This is a genomic window from Paraburkholderia sp. BGA-UO-ETr-F21 (assembly GCF_059567925.1).
In genome coordinates, this window is the sequence record NZ_JCAQOY010000038.1 from 95,859 (window position 1) to 111,014 (window position 15,156).

Below are 15,156 nucleotides of genomic sequence, written 5' to 3' on the forward strand. Positions count from 1 at the left end.
GATGGACGACACATCGCATCAGTCCGACCCTCTCCGCCGCGCGCGCCTTCGCTGGCGCGCGCGGCGGGGCCTGCTGGAAAACGATCTGATCTTTGAACGTTTTTTCGGCCGATATGAGCATGACCTCAGCGATGCCGACGTGGGCGCTCTCACGCGCCTGCTCGAGCTGAGCGATAACGACCTGATGGACTTGCTGCTCGCGCGCAAGGAACCGGAAGGCGACCTTGCCGACCCGGATGTGATCCGGGTGCTGGAGTTGCTGCGGAATGCCTGAGCGGCCCGTGTGCCGCTTGTCCGTTGTTCCAGGCGTGCAATTATCGAAAACCTGTTTCCATACTTCGATTGAGGATCTGCTATGACCCCGTCAGATGTTAAAGCCACGCTATCGTTCAGCGACAATTCGCCGAGCGTTGAAATGCCGATCTACAAGGGCACTCTCGGCCCGGACGTGATCGACATCCGCAAACTGTACGGCCAGACCGGCAAGTTCACGTACGACCCGGGCTTCATGTCGACGGCGGCGTGCAATTCCGCGATCACCTACATCGACGGCGATAAGGGCGAGTTGTTGTACCGCGGCTACCCGATCGACAACCTCGCGGAAAACGCGGACTTCCTCGAAACCTGCTATCTGCTGCTGAAGGGCGAACTGCCGAACGCGCAGCAGAACGCCGAGTTTGTGAAGACAGTCACGAACCACACGATGGTGCATGAGCAAATGCACTTCTTCTTCCGTGGTTTCCGTCGCGACGCACACCCGATGGCGATTCTGGTCGCTGCAGTCGGCGCATTGTCGGCCTTCTATCACGACTCGCTCGACATCAACAATCCGCGTCACCGCGAAGTGTCGGCCATTCGCATGATCGCGAAGCTGCCTACGCTCGTCGCCATGGCATACAAGTACAGCATCGGCCAGCCGTTTGCGTACCCGAAGAACGACTTGTCGTACAGCGCGAACTTCATGCACATGATGTTCTCGAACCCGTGCGAAGAGTACAAGGTCAACGACGTGCTGGTGCGCGCTCTGGACCGTATCCTGATCCTGCACGCGGACCACGAGCAGAATGCATCGACCTCGACCGTGCGTCTGGCCGGTTCGTCGGGTGCGAATCCGTTCGCGTGTATCGCAGCCGGTATCGCGTGTCTGTGGGGCCCGGCGCACGGTGGTGCAAACGAAGCCGCGCTGAACATGCTGGAAGAAATCGGCTCGGTCGACAACATTCCTGAGTTCATCAAGCAGGTGAAGGACAAGAACTCGGGCGTGAAGCTGATGGGCTTCGGTCACCGCGTCTACAAGAACTACGATCCGCGTGCGAAGCTGATGCGCGAAACCTGCCACGAAGTGCTGGAAGAGCTGGGTCTGCACGACGACCCGCTGTTCAAGCTGGCCATGGCACTGGAAAAGATCGCACTGGAAGACGAATACTTCGTGTCGCGCAAGCTGTACCCCAACGTCGACTTCTACTCGGGCATCGTGCAGCGCGCGCTGGGCATCCCGACCTCGATGTTCACGTGTATCTTCGCGATGGCACGTACGGTCGGCTGGATTGCGCAGTGGAACGAAATGATCGCCGATCCTGAACAGAAGATTGGCCGTCCGCGTCAGCTGTTTATCGGCGACACGCAACGTGAAGCCAAGCCGATCGCGCAACGTTGATTGGTTTAAGTCCGCATCGTTCGCAGTAGTCGGTTCTGCTGCGAGCTGACGCGGAATGTGGTTGATAAGAAATGCCCCGACGGGTTTTCCCGCCGGGGCATTTTGTTTTCAGATTCGATTTCGCGCGTTCGAGCATGGGATCACGCGGCGGTGCAGCAAGCTGCAAGCGCGCGCAGGCGTGCCGGGTAACGTCGATACAGGTATCGGCACTACCACCCAACTCCCTGTTTTTTATCGGTTTTCTTCCTGATTGAGCGGCCCAAAGCGGGATTCTGCGTGGCATAATCGACCGACACGGTCAGCCCGCAGTCATTACTACCCCGCATACCATGGCACAGACTCTCTACGACAAATTGTGGAACACACACGTGGTCCACTCGGAAGAAGACGGTACGACGATTCTCTATATCGACCGTCACCTGCTGCACGAAGTCACCAGCCCTCAGGCGTTCGAAGGTCTGAAGCTGGCTGAGCGTCCGGTGTGGCGCATTAGCGCGAACCTGGCGGTATCGGACCACAACGTGCCGACCACAGACCGCAGCCACGGCATTGCCGATCCGGTTTCCAAGCTGCAAGTCGACACGCTCGATTCGAACTGCGACGCCTACGGCATCACGCAGTTCAAGATGAACGATCTGCGCCAGGGCATCGTGCACATCATCGGGCCGGAGCAGGGCGCCACGCTGCCGGGCATGACGATCGTCTGCGGCGATTCGCACACGTCCACGCACGGCGCGTTCGGTGCGCTCGCGCACGGCATCGGCACGTCGGAAGTCGAGCACGTGCTGGCCACGCAAACGCTCTTGCAGAAAAAGAGCAAGAATATGCTGGTGAAGGTGGAAGGCGCGCTGCCGCGCGGCTGTACCGCGAAAGACATCGTGCTCGCCATCATCGGCAAGATCGGTACGGCAGGCGGCACCGGCTACGCGATCGAATTCGGCGGCTCGACCATCCGCGCGCTTTCCATGGAAGGCCGCATGACGGTCTGCAACATGGCAATCGAGGCGGGCGCGCGCGCCGGCATGGTCGCGGTCGACGACACCACCATCGAGTATCTGAAAGGCCGCCCGTTCTCGCCGGAAGGCGTGGAGTGGGATCACGCGGTCGAGTATTGGAAGCAGTTCAAGACGGACGAGGGCGCGCACTTCGATCGCGTGGTCGAACTGAACGCCGCGGATATCGTGCCGCAAGTCACGTGGGGCACGTCGCCCGAAATGGTCACGGCCGTAGACGGCCGCGTGCCGGATCCGGACCGTGAAAAAGATCCGGTCAAGCGCGACGCCATGGAGCGCGCGCTGAAATACATGGCGCTCGAACCGAATGCGCCGATCGAATCGATCAAGCCGGATAAAATCTTTATCGGGTCGTGCACCAACGCGCGTATTGAAGACATTCGCGCCGCGGCTTACGTCGTGAAGAAACTGGGCCGCCGCGTGGCGCCGAACATCCGTCTGGCCATGGTCGTGCCGGGTTCGGGTCTCGTGAAGGCACAGGCGGAACGTGAAGGCCTCGACAAGGTCTTTACCGACGCCGGGTTCGAATGGCGTGAACCAGGTTGCTCGATGTGTCTCGCCATGAACGCCGACCGGTTGGAGCCGGGCGAGCGTTGTGCGTCCACGTCGAATCGTAATTTCGAAGGTCGTCAGGGCGCCGGTGGGCGTACCCACCTCGTGAGCCCCGCGATGGCTGCGGCCGCGGCCATCGAAGGGCATTTCGTCGATATTCGCAAGCTTGGATAAATACGCATGATGAAGAACATGAATCGCACCACTCTATTGCGTCGCTTCGCGCTCGGTTCCCTGGCTGGGCTATTGCTCGGTCTAGCCGGTTGCAACACGGTGCACGGATTCGGCGAGGACATGTCGCACCTCGGCAATTCGATCAGCAATCACGCTGATAAATAAGCGGTTTTTGATTTTTGCCGGCCATGCGCCGAGCGGCTTTGCGGCCGCCGCGCGCATCGCCCGGTCTTGAAACAGGTGCCAAGCGTCATGGATAAATTCATCGTACACACCGGCGTCGTGGCGCCGCTCGATCGCGAGAACGTCGACACGGACGCGATCATTCCGAAGCAATTCCTGAAGTCGATCAAGCGCACGGGTTTCGGCCCGAACGCATTCGACGAATGGCGCTACCTCGACCACGGCGAGCCGGGTCAGGATAATTCGAAGCGTCCGCTGAACCCGGATTTCGTACTGAATCAGCCACGTTATCAAGGCGCGTCGATACTGCTGGCGCGTAAGAATTTCGGCTGCGGCAGCTCGCGCGAGCACGCGCCGTGGGCATTGGAGCAATACGGTTTTCGCGCGCTGATCGCGCCGAGCTTCGCCGACATTTTCTATAACAACTGCTTCAAGAACGGCGTGTTGCCGATCGTGCTGACCGAACAGCAAGTCGATCACCTGTTCAACGAAACGTATGCGTTCAACGGCTTCAAGCTGACGGTCGATCTCGAAGCGCAAGTCGTGCGCACGTCGGACGGCGGCACGGAGTATCCGTTCGAAGTCGCGGCGTTCCGCAAGTACTGCCTGCTGAACGGCTTCGACGACATCGGCCTCACGCTGCGCCACGCGGACAAGATTCGCCAGTTCGAAGCAGAGCGGATCGCGAAGCAGCCGTGGCTCGCGCACCGAATCGTCGGTTGAAGGCGTAAGGGCGTAGCACCCGCTTACGGATTCAAGCTCAAAAGTCTCGAAGAAAATCTCAAGGAATTCGCATGAAGATCGCAGTGTTGCCGGGCGACGGCATTGGTCCCGAAATCGTCAAGGAAGCCGTCAAGGTCCTGAATGTACTCGGCGAGAAATTCGAACTCGAAGAAGCGCCGGTTGGCGGCGCGGGCTACGAAGCGAAGGGCCATCCGCTGCCTGATTCGACGCTGGCGCTGGCAAAAGAAGCCGACGCGATCCTGTTCGGCGCCGTTGGCGACTGGAAGTACGACTCGCTCGAACGCGCGCTGCGCCCGGAGCAGGCCATTCTAGGTCTGCGCAAACATCTGCAACTGTTCGCGAACTTCCGCCCGGCAATCTGCTATCCGCAGCTCACCGGCGCATCGTCGCTGAAAGAAGAGATCGTCTCGGGCCTCGACATCCTGATCGTGCGCGAGCTGAACGGCGACATCTATTTCGGCGCGCCGCGCGGCGTGCGTTCGTCGCCCGACGGCCTGTTCGAAGGCGCCAAGGAAGGTTTCGACACGATGCGTTATTCGGAACCCGAAGTGCGCCGCATTGCGCACGTCGCGTTTCAGGCAGCGCAAAAGCGTCAGAAGAAGCTGACGAGCGTGGACAAGGCGAACGTGCTTGAAACCTCGCAGTTCTGGCGTGATGTGATGATCGACGTTTCGAAGGAATACGCGGACGTCGAACTGTCGCACATGTACGTCGACAACGCGGCAATGCAGTTGGTCAAGGCGCCGAAGGCGTTCGACGTGGTTGTTACCGGCAACATGTTCGGCGACATTCTCTCCGACGAAGCGGCCATGCTGACGGGCTCGATCGGCATGCTGCCGTCGGCCTCGCTCGACAAGAACAACAAGGGCTTGTACGAGCCGTCGCATGGTTCGGCACCGGACATCGCCGGCAAGGGCGTCGCGAATCCGCTGGCTACCATCCTGTCGGCTGCCATGATGCTGCGCTATTCGTTGAATAAGGCCGAGCAAGCCGATCGCATCGAAAATGCCGTGAAAAAGGTGCTCGAACAGGGCTTCCGCACCGGCGACATTCTCACGCCGGGTTGCAAGCAGGTCGGCACCGTTGCCATGGGCGACGCGGTCGTCGCAGCACTGTAAAAAAGCGCGCGAAGCAAGCAGAAGTCAGGTCGTCAAACGGCCTTTAAAACGCGAATTGGCCTCGAATGAGGCCGATTCGCGCGTAATACGGGCGACAGCGGCGGACATTGACGTCGCCAGATTCCGGTTTTCGTGTATATTGTAGCGATGGCGCACACAGCTCAAATCTCCTCGATTTCGACACTGCACGGCAAAACGGCCCGTGTGGTTGAGCTCGCCATTACCGCCAAAGTTTCCATTAAAACGATTACCCCGAAAACGATCACGAAGCGCTGATCGTCCGTCGTGCCCGCTCATCTTCCCCGCGCGGTCACTGCGGGCAAAGATGCGGGGAAGTTTCCATTCGAAGGGTATGAAGTCATGAACGTAGGTCTCGTAGGTTGGCGCGGCATGGTCGGCAGCGTCCTGATGCAACGTATGCAGCAGGAAGGCGATTTCGATCTTATCGAACCGGTGTTTTTCAGCACCAGCAACGCGGGCGGCAACGCGCCGTCGTTCGCCAAAAACGAGACCAAGCTCAAAGATGCGACAAGCATCGAAGACCTGAAGAAGTGCGAAGCGATCATCTCGTGCCAGGGTGGCGACTACACGAACGAAGTCTTCCCGAAGCTGCGCGCGGCGGGCTGGAACGGTTACTGGATCGACGCGGCTTCGTCGCTGCGCATGAAGGACGACGCGGTCATCATTCTCGATCCGGTCAACCTCGACGTGATCAAGAACGCGCTGGTCAAGGGCCAGAAGAATTTCATCGGCGGCAATTGCACCGTTAGCCTGATGCTGATGGCGCTCGGCGGCTTGTTCCGCGAAAACCTCGTCGACTGGATGACGGCCATGACGTATCAGGCCGCTTCGGGCGCGGGCGCGCAAAACATGCGCGAGCTGCTGCAGCAAATGGGCACGCTGTACGGTGCGGCGAAGGAAGATCTGGCTGATCCGTCGTCGGCGATTCTCGATATCGACCGTCGCGTTTTGAGCGCGATGAACAGCGACCGCATGCCGACCGACAACTTCGGCGTGCCGCTCGCCGGCTCGCTGATTCCGTGGATCGACAAGGATCTCGGCAACGGCATGTCGAAAGAAGAATGGAAGGGTGGCGCTGAAACCAACAAGATTCTCGGCAAGCCGGCCATGGGCACGCCGGGTTCGATTCCGGTCGACGGCCTGTGCGTGCGGATCGGCGCAATGCGTTGCCACTCGCAGGCGCTGACCATCAAGCTGAACAAGGACGTGCCGCTGGACGAGGTGAACAGCATCCTCGCGTCGGGCAACGACTGGGTTAAGGTGGTGCCGAACGAACGTGAAGCGTCGATGCGCGATCTGTCCCCGGCGGTCGTGACGGGTACGCTGACGGTGCCGGTCGGCCGCGTACGCAAACTGGCGATGGGCGGCGAATATCTGTCCGCTTTCACGGTCGGGGATCAGCTGCTGTGGGGTGCTGCGGAACCGCTGCGTCGCATGCTTCGCATTGTGCTCGACAAGTAAAGTAAACTACGCGCTCACGACGCGTAGAAAACTCAAGAAGCGTCGCGCTTGCGCGGCGCTTTTTTCATTGTGTGCTCCGATTATCTTGTCTTTCTCCAACCGCAAAAAAGGGCTGCGCGCTGACGCGCCAGGAGTCCCGATGAACCTTCGACTCTCATCCCTTCGGGCTATGTTCGTTCATCAAGGTGCGCGCCGACTGACGGCCGCCGCCGCTTTGGCTCTCGCGCTGGGTAGCGCCGCCGTGGGCAGCGCGGTCGCTGCGCCGGGCGACGCCGCGAGCGCGCCGGACGCGGCCTCCGTTTCCTACGCGAACGGTGGTCAATTCACGGTTCGTCCAGGGCAGTCGCTGAACGACGTGGCGATTGCCGTCACGCAGTCGCACGACCGGGCGACCCTCGCACGCGCCTCGCGCGCGCTGTTCGAGGCGAATCCTAACGCCTTCATGAGCCATGACCCGAGCCGGATGCGCGTGGGTGCGGTGTTGACGGTGCCGGCGCTGGACGCCTCGGGGGCGCTGGCTGCGTCGTCGGCGGGTGTTGCGTCGGCTGGTTCTGCAGCAGCTGCGCCCGCTTCGACACCGAGCACAGTTGCGGCGAGCGGCGTCGCGCAGGTCAATGCGGCGGCGGTAAGTGCGGCAAGCGCTGCAAGCGCCGCGGCTCGCGCGGCGACGCCAGCCGTCCCTGCCGTGTCTGCGACGACAGCCACTCCTGCCATGTCGGCGCCGGCCAGTGCAGTTGCCGAGGCAAGCTCTGCGACGGCGGGCGGTACGGCGTCCTCTGCGCCGATCGCCGGATCGCAGGCAGCAGTATCGCCGGCCAGCACCGCTCATGAATGGACCGGCTCGATTCAGCCCTCAGCTAGCGAGCCTGTTGAAGGCGCCTCGGCGGCTGGCGCCGGAACAATTGGCGGGGCGAGCGCCGCACAACCGGCTTCGCAGCCGCGTGTGCAAGTCTCGAGTTTGCAGCAATTGCTCGCATTGAAAAACCGCGTGCTGATGGAATTGCAGAAGCATGGCATTGGCGGTACGCCGGCGGTTAAGGGCGGCGCGTCGAACAGCGTCGCGCCGTCGGCGCCCGGCGCGTCCTCGGTGGCGGCTGCGCCCGGTCACGCCGTTACGCCGGCAGCTTCGACGTCGAAAGATGTCGGCATGTCGCAGACGGAACTGAGCGTGGCGGCTGCGGTTGGTGCGGCGCTGGTTGCGCTGCTCGCGGCGTTGCGTATGGGGCGCCGGAAGCGCGAGCGCGCCGCTGCGGCTGAAGCCGCGTCGGAGGGGAGCGATTTGGCGGCGTCCGGGCGGTCAGTGGGCCCGCAGGAGGTTGTTGAGGCGCGCGCGCAGACTCCGTCGGTACACGAAACGCCGGACGCGGACGACGAGGTGGCGGCCCGAAATGCGGCGGCGCTGGCGGCGACTGAACGTGAGGCCGCGGAAGGTGACGCGGCGGCGCGTGAGATGGCGGAGCGAGTAGCAGCAGAACGCGACGCGGAAATTCGCCGGGCTGCGGCGCGGGAGGCGGAAGAGCAGGCTTTGGCACGCGCAGCCGCAGAAAAGGCTGCGGCGGAACGTATGGCCGCAGAAAAGGGCGCGGCGGAACGTGTGGCCGCAGAGCGGGCCGCGGCAGAGCCCGCAGCCGCAGAACAGGCCGCAGCAGACCGTGCAGCCGCAGATCATGCAGCCGCAGAACCGGCAGCGGCAGAGCAAGCGGCAGCTGCCGAACAAGCGGCAGCCGAACACGCAGCAGCCGAACACGCAGCAGCCGAACACGCAGCGGCAGACCGCGCAGCAACTGAACAATCCGCATCGAGCCACGCATCCACCAACCACGCAGCGTCACCCGCACAAGACCCCATCGCACCCCAGCACGTCTGGCACGAACACGACACAACATCGGCATCCGCCGAATCCGCGCACGTCGAGCCGAACAGCGCGCCGTCCGCTCAGAGCGATTTCGCGCCCGAACCCCTTCCTGCGCCCCCGCTCGATCACTTCGATGACGCGACCATGGCCGCGAGCCTTGCCGCCGCCGCGGAACTCGGCGCCGAGGCACTGCCGCTGGCGCCGCCCGAGCCCCTCGACGAAGCCTTCCCGCACGAGGAACCCGTTCATCGTTTGCAATGGGACGATGTGCCCGCCGAACCGCAGGAACCGTCGGTCGAACTGCATCAATCGGCGCAGACTGAGCACGCGCCGTCGGTGCCGACCGAGTTTCCGCGCGATGCCGTCGATGCCTTCGGCAGCCTCGACATGCCGTTGCCACCGCGCGTCGAGTCATCCGCTGACCGCGTGCATGCCCCCGCTTCGCTGTCGACGCAACCGGTGGCATCGCCGGAAGCCACGGCGAAACAGTCCGCCGCCGAGCACCACCCGAACGACACACCGCACGTCGCCGATGAGATCGCAGCCGGTACCGCAGGTCACGCGTCCGTCGCCGGCTTGGGCGCCGGTTTCGGCGCCGGCTTCGGTGCGTCCGGCTTCGGCGCGCTGAAGCTCGATTTCGACCTCGAGTTGCCGCCCAGCCCGGCCGAGCCGTTGCCGGCATTCACGCCGGCCGATCTCACCCGCATCGCCCGCAACAAGCTCGATCTGGCTGCCGAGTACATCGAACTCGGCGATCTGTCCGGCGCGCGCGCGCTCATCAACGAAGTGATCGAGGCGAACGATCCGGGTACGCGCACCGAGGCCCGCGCGTTGCTCTCGACGCTCGCCCCGTTGTCGTGAAGCGTATCGCTCTAGGCGTCCAATACGACGGTTCGGCATTCTGCGGTTGGCAGTCGCAACCGCATGGCAACACCGTCCAGGACGAGCTCGAACGGGCGCTGCGCGAGTTCGCGCAAACGCCGGTGCCCACCGTGGTTGCGGGCCGGACCGATACGGGAGTGCATGGCCTCGGCCAGGTCGTGCATTTCGATACCGAACTCGACCGTGCGGACGTTTCCTGGGTTCGCGGCACCAACTCGTTTCTGCCGAAGACGATCTCGGTGCAGTGGGCCAAGCCGATGCCAGACGAGTTCCACGCACGTTTCTCGGCATTCGAGCGGACCTATTACTACGTGCTTTACGTCCATCCGGTGCGCTCGCCGATGCTGGCGACGCGCGCCGGCTGGGTGCATGCGGCGCTCGACGTCGACGCGATGCGGGCCGCCGCCGCTCATCTGATCGGCGAACACGACTTTTCGGCGTTCCGCTCGTCGCAATGTCAGTCGAAAACGCCGGTCAAGCATTTGTATCAGATCGACGTGCAGCAGCAGGGCGACTTCGTCCATTTCCGTTTTCGGGCGAACGCGTTCCTGCACCATATGGTGCGCAACCTGATGGGCTGTCTCGTCTACATCGGCCGTGGCCGTCGCCCGGTCGAATGGATGGCCGAGGTGCTGGCGAGCCGCGATCGCGAGGTCGCCGCACCGACCTTCATGCCCGACGGCTTGTATCTGGCGCAGGTGGGCTATCCTGAGCAATTCGCCGTGCCCGCGCCGCAGACGGGCAGCGTGCCGTGGAGTACCGTATGGACCGAGCAGGCGCAAACATGAAATCAACTGAAAACTTCGCGAACGAATCCAATACCGGTGCGGACCAGCAGGCCATGCCGCATCGCACGCGCATCAAGCTGTGCGGCCTGTCGAAACCGGACGACGTGGCCCACGCGATCAACCTCGGCGCCGATGCGATCGGCCTCGTGTTTTACCCGCCGAGCCCGCGTTCGGTCAGCATCGCGCAGGCCGTCGAGCTGGTGCACGACGTGCCGCCGTTCGTCTCGGTGGTCGGCCTGTTCGTCAACGCTACGCCGGACTGGATTCGCGAAGTGGTGAGCAACGTCGGGCTCACGCTCTTGCAGTTTCACGGCGACGAGACCGCGGAGCAGTGCGAATCGCTTGCCGGCGTTGCGGGTTTGCCTTGGTTGCGTGCGTTACGTGTTGCGGCGGATACTCAGCCGGCCGATTTGGTAAAATCGGCTCTTAGCTATTCAGCAGCCAGCGGCCTTCTGTTCGACACCCATGTCGAAGGATACGGCGGCGGCGGGAAGGTCTTCGATTGGTCACTTATTCCAGCAGGGCTCGCGCGTCGGGCCGTTTTGAGTGGTGGGTTGAGCGCGCAAAACGTCAGTGATGCGATCCATCGCGTGCGCCCGTATGCGGTCGATGTCTCGAGCGGCATCGAAACGCCGGGCGCCAAGGGTGTGAAAGATCACGCCCGGATGGCGGCGTTCGTACGCGCAGTGCGCGCAGCGGACGCTGAATGATTCCGGCGCTGCGATGCTCTCGCACGAGAGCCGCGCGCCACACTGAGAAGAGTGATCACCATGTATAACTTGCCTGACGAAAGAGGCCATTTCGGCCAATTTGGCGGCTCGTTCGTCGCTGAAACGCTGGTTCACGCGCTCGACGAATTGCGCGAAGCCTACGAGAAATACCAGAAAGACCCCGACTTCGTCGCCGAATACGAGCGCGAACTGAAGTATTTCGTCGGCCGTCCTTCGCCGATTTATCACGCCCAGCGCTGGAGCGAGATGCTCGGCGGCGCGCAGATTTTCTTCAAGCGTGAGGATCTGAATCACACCGGCGCGCACAAGATCAACAACGTGATCGGCCAGGCGCTGCTCGCCAAGCGCATGGGCAAACCGCGCGTGATCGCGGAAACCGGCGCCGGCCAGCACGGCGTAGCCACGGCCACCATCGCCGCGCGTTTCGGCATGGAATGCGTGGTCTACATGGGAGTAGAAGACGTGCGCCGCCAGGCCGCCAACGTCTACCGTATGAAGTTGCTCGGCGCGACCGTCGTGCCAGTCGAATCCGGCTCGCGCACGCTGAAAGACGCGTTGAACGAAGCCATGCGCGATTGGGTGACGAACGTCGAAGACACGTTCTACATTATCGGCACGGTGGCAGGTCCGCACCCGTATCCGATGATGGTGCGCGACTTCCAGCGCGTGATCGGCGACGAATGCAAGGTTCAAATGCCTGCATTGGTCGGCCGTCAGCCGGACGCCGTGATCGCGTGTGTTGGCGGCGGTTCGAACGCTATGGGTATCTTTTACCCGTATATCGACGACACATCGGTGAAATTGATCGGGGTGGAAGCGGCCGGCGACGGCATCGAAACCGGCCGCCACGCTGCTTCGCTGATTGGCGGAAGTCCCGGCGTCCTGCACGGCAACCGCACCTACCTGCTTCAGGATGAAGATGGGCAGATCATCGAGACGCATTCGGTGTCGGCGGGCCTCGATTATCCGGGCGTCGGTCCTGAGCACGCGTGGTTAAAAGAGAGCAAGCGCGCGGAATATGTCGGCATCACCGACGAAGAAGCGCTCAAAGCGTTTCACGACTGCTGCCGCATCGAGGGCATTATTCCGGCGCTGGAATCCAGCCATGCGCTGGCCTATGCCGCAAAACTCGCGCCGACGTTGCCGAAGGATAAATACCTTCTGGTCAATCTGTCGGGCCGCGGCGACAAGGACATGCATACGGTCGCCGAGCGATCGGGCATTCAGTTCTGAGCGCCGCGACGATGCGTGACGAGTTCGACGAGCCGCAGCCGGCAATTGAAACCACGCCGGCCGCCGATGTACCGGCGGCCGAGGCGCCTGCACTGCTGTTGCCGCAGGTGCCCGCCGGCATTCAGCTGTTGAACCGCGATTTCCTGTCCGATGTGGCGAACATTCCCGACGGGTCGATCGACCTGATCCTGTGCGATCCGCCTTATGGGCTCGGCAAGGATTACGGCAACGACTCCGACATGCGTACGGGCGAAGACTTTCTCGCCTGGACGCGTGGCTGGCTCGAGCTGGCTATTCCGAAGCTCAAGCCGTCGGGTTCGCTCTACATTTTCTGCACGTGGCAGTACGCCCCGGAAATCTTCAGCTTCCTGAAGACAAAACTCACGATGATCAATGAAATCATCTGGGACCGGCGTGTGCCGAGCATGGGCGGAACGGTGCGCCGTTTTACCTCGGTGCACGACAACATCGGCTTTTTCGCGGTATCGAAGGATTACTTCTTCGATCTCGATCCCGTCCGCATCCCGTACGATGCCGCCACGAAGAAGGCGCGTTCGCGTAAGTTGTTCGAAGGCAGTAAGTGGCTCGAGGTTGGCTATAATCCAAAGGATGTCTGGTCGGTTTCGCGTCTGCATCGGCAACATGCCGAGCGCGTCGCGCATCCCACCCAGAAGCCTCTGGAAATTGTCGAGCGGATGGTGCTGGCAAGTTGTCCGAAGGGCGGCCGCGTGCTCGACCCTTTCATGGGCAGCGGCACCACCGCAGTCGCTTGCGCCCGTCAGCAGCGCGAATTCGTCGGCTATGAGATCAATGAAAGTTACTGCGCGATCGCGCGTGAGCGGGTCAGCGCTGCTGCCGCTCCGCCGGTGGCGCGCCGGGTCAAAGCCAAAACTCAACGGCAGACCGAAGTGCAATGAGCGTGCAATAAGCACGCTGCGCAGTAACTCAATTCGAGAAAATTCCATGTCCCGTATCAAGAACACGTTTGCTGCGCTGTCCGCCCAAAGCAAGAAAGGCCTCATTCCGTTTATGACGGCCGGCGACCCGGATCCTGCCCGTACGGTCGAATTCATGCATGCGCTCGCCGCCGGCGGCGCGGATGTGATCGAACTCGGCGTGCCGTTTTCGGACCCGATGGCCGATGGCCCGGTGATCCAGCAGTCGTCGGAGCGCGCATTGGCGCACGGTGTGACGCTGCGCCGCGTGCTCGCCGACGTCAAACGCTTCCGCGAAACCAATGACACGACGCCCGTCGTGCTGATGGGCTACGCGAATCCGATCGAGCGCATGGGGGCCGAGGCTTTCGCAAAGGCCGCCAAGGAAGCTGGCGTGGACGGCGTGCTGGTTGTCGACTACCCGCCCGAAGAGTGTGCTAACTTCGCCGAACAGATGCGATCTGCCGGCATCGATCCGATTTTCCTCCTTGCGCCCACGTCCACCGACGAGCGTATCGCGGAAGTCGGCAAAATCGCCAGCGGCTACGTCTATTATGTGTCGTTGAAAGGGGTGACCGGAGCGGCGAATCTGGACGTTTCCAGCATCGCGAGTAAAATCCCGGCCATCAAGTCGCGCGTCCCCTTGCCGGTGGGCGTCGGTTTCGGCATTCGCGACGCGCAAACCGCGCGTTTGGTGGCCGAAGTTTCCGATGCCGTCGTGATCGGCAGCCGTATCGTGCAATTGCTGGAACAAGCGGCGCCCGACACCGCCGCCGAGACGCTCACGCGTTTCGTCGCGGAGGTGCGCGAGGCGCTGGATAGCATCGCGACTGCCCGATAACAGTTAATTTTTGTCTTCTGTAGTGTGAGCGGCGGGCTTGTCCCGCCGTTTGCGCGATCGTAGACCCCAGAAGGATTCAATATGAGCTGGCTCGATAAACTGCTGCCGCCGAAAATCAAACAAACCGACCCGAAGAACCGCAAGGGGATTCCGGAAGGCCTGTGGATCAAGTGCCCGTCGTGCGAAGCAGTGCTGTACCGCAACGACGTCGAGGCCAATCTGCACGTTTGCCCGAAGTGCGATCATCACATGCGCATCGGCGCGCGTGAGCGGCTCGACGGCCTGCTCGATCCGGAAGGTCGCTACGAAATCGGCCAGGAAATCGTCCCGGTCGACGCGCTCAAGTTCAAAGACAGCCGCAAGTATCCGGATCGTCTGAAAGAAGCCATGGACGACACCGACGAAACCGACGCAATGGTCGTCATGGGCGGTGCGATTCATACGCTGCCGGTGGTGGTGGCCTGCTTCGAGTTCTCGTTCATGGGCGGCTCGATGGGCTCGGTGGTCGGCGAGCGCTTCGCGCGCGGCGCGCAGAACGCGCTCGAACAGAAGGTGCCGTTCATCTGCTTTACCGCATCGGGCGGCGCGCGGATGCAGGAAAGCCTGTTGTCGCTGATGCAAATGGCGAAGACCACGGCCATGCTGACCAAGCTCGCCGAAGCCAAGCTGCCGTTCATCTCCGTGCTGACCGATCCGACCATGGGCGGCGTGTCGGCCAGTTTCGCGTTTCTCGGCGACGTGGTGATCGCAGAGCCGAAGGCGCTGATCGGCTTTGCCGGCCCGCGCGTGATTGAACAAACCGTGCGCGAGAAGCTGCCGGAAGGTTTCCAGCGCGCCGAGTTCCTGCTCACGAAGGGCGCGATCGACATGATCGTCGACCGCCGCAAGCTGCGTGAAGAGATCGCTCAATTGATGGCGCTGTTGAGCCATCAGCCGGCTGACGCGGTGGCGTAAGCCGGCTGCGCGGT

14 protein-coding genes are annotated in these 15,156 nt (G+C 62.3%); all 14 read left to right on the plus strand.

The genetic code is table 11. The features are described 5' to 3' along the window. Window position 1: 1 nt before the first annotated feature. Window positions 2–274, plus strand: a complete 273-nt coding sequence (locus AC57B1_RS28625) for an FAD assembly factor SdhE (protein ID WP_091804882.1) — start codon at window positions 2–4, stop codon at window positions 272–274. Window positions 275–355: 81 nt separating this feature from the next. After that, the gene (gene gltA, locus AC57B1_RS28630) at window positions 356–1,657 is read left to right on the plus strand and encodes a citrate synthase (protein WP_011490488.1); all 1,302 of its coding nucleotides are present in this window, start codon (window positions 356–358) and stop codon (window positions 1,655–1,657) included. 329 nt (window positions 1,658–1,986) lie between these two features. Continuing rightward, window positions 1,987–3,396 (plus strand): 3-isopropylmalate dehydratase large subunit, encoded by a 1,410-nt coding sequence (gene leuC / locus AC57B1_RS28635; protein ID WP_091804879.1) that lies wholly within the window; start codon window positions 1,987–1,989, stop codon window positions 3,394–3,396. Between the two features lie 6 nt (window positions 3,397–3,402). Further along, window positions 3,403–3,561 (plus strand): entericidin A/B family lipoprotein, encoded by a 159-nt coding sequence (locus AC57B1_RS28640; protein ID WP_040124161.1) that lies wholly within the window; start codon window positions 3,403–3,405, stop codon window positions 3,559–3,561. A gap of 87 nt (window positions 3,562–3,648) precedes the next feature. Next, the gene (leuD, locus tag AC57B1_RS28645; RefSeq protein WP_408348957.1) at window positions 3,649–4,302 is read left to right on the plus strand and encodes a 3-isopropylmalate dehydratase small subunit; all 654 of its coding nucleotides are present in this window, start codon (window positions 3,649–3,651) and stop codon (window positions 4,300–4,302) included. A 71-nt stretch (window positions 4,303–4,373) separates the two neighbouring features. Further along, window positions 4,374–5,441, plus strand: a complete 1,068-nt coding sequence (gene leuB / locus AC57B1_RS28650) for a 3-isopropylmalate dehydrogenase (protein ID WP_408183577.1) — start codon at window positions 4,374–4,376, stop codon at window positions 5,439–5,441. 360 nt (window positions 5,442–5,801) lie between these two features. Next, window positions 5,802–6,923 carry an aspartate-semialdehyde dehydrogenase gene (gene asd / locus AC57B1_RS28655; protein ID WP_027805102.1) on the plus strand — a complete coding sequence of 374 codons (1,122 nt, stop codon included), beginning with the start codon at window positions 5,802–5,804 and terminating at the stop codon, window positions 6,921–6,923. A 139-nt stretch (window positions 6,924–7,062) separates the two neighbouring features. Next, window positions 7,063–9,639 carry a FimV/HubP family polar landmark protein gene (locus AC57B1_RS28660; RefSeq protein WP_496419382.1) on the plus strand — a complete coding sequence of 859 codons (2,577 nt, stop codon included), beginning with the start codon at window positions 7,063–7,065 and terminating at the stop codon, window positions 9,637–9,639. Next, window positions 9,636–10,448 (plus strand): tRNA pseudouridine(38-40) synthase TruA, encoded by an 813-nt coding sequence (gene truA / locus AC57B1_RS28665; RefSeq protein ID WP_408348951.1) that lies wholly within the window; start codon window positions 9,636–9,638, stop codon window positions 10,446–10,448. Before AC57B1_RS28660 ends, truA begins: the two co-directional genes overlap by 4 nt. Beyond that, window positions 10,445–11,158 carry a phosphoribosylanthranilate isomerase gene (locus tag AC57B1_RS28670; RefSeq protein WP_496419383.1) on the plus strand — a complete coding sequence of 238 codons (714 nt, stop codon included), beginning with the start codon at window positions 10,445–10,447 and terminating at the stop codon, window positions 11,156–11,158. Before truA ends, AC57B1_RS28670 begins: the two co-directional genes overlap by 4 nt. A 60-nt stretch (window positions 11,159–11,218) precedes the next feature. After that, window positions 11,219–12,412 (plus strand): tryptophan synthase subunit beta, encoded by a 1,194-nt coding sequence (gene trpB / locus AC57B1_RS28675; protein WP_091804856.1) that lies wholly within the window; start codon window positions 11,219–11,221, stop codon window positions 12,410–12,412. Window positions 12,413–12,423: 11 nt separating this feature from the next. After that, window positions 12,424–13,329, plus strand: coding sequence for a DNA-methyltransferase (locus tag AC57B1_RS28680; RefSeq protein WP_091804853.1), 906 nt, complete (start codon window positions 12,424–12,426; stop codon window positions 13,327–13,329). 46 nt (window positions 13,330–13,375) lie between these two features. Continuing rightward, the gene (gene trpA / locus AC57B1_RS28685; protein WP_496419384.1) at window positions 13,376–14,188 is read left to right on the plus strand and encodes a tryptophan synthase subunit alpha; all 813 of its coding nucleotides are present in this window, start codon (window positions 13,376–13,378) and stop codon (window positions 14,186–14,188) included. Between the two features lie 81 nt (window positions 14,189–14,269). Beyond that, window positions 14,270–15,142, plus strand: coding sequence for an acetyl-CoA carboxylase, carboxyltransferase subunit beta (gene accD, locus AC57B1_RS28690; protein WP_091804851.1), 873 nt, complete (start codon window positions 14,270–14,272; stop codon window positions 15,140–15,142). The last annotated feature ends 14 nt before the right edge of the window (window positions 15,143–15,156 follow it).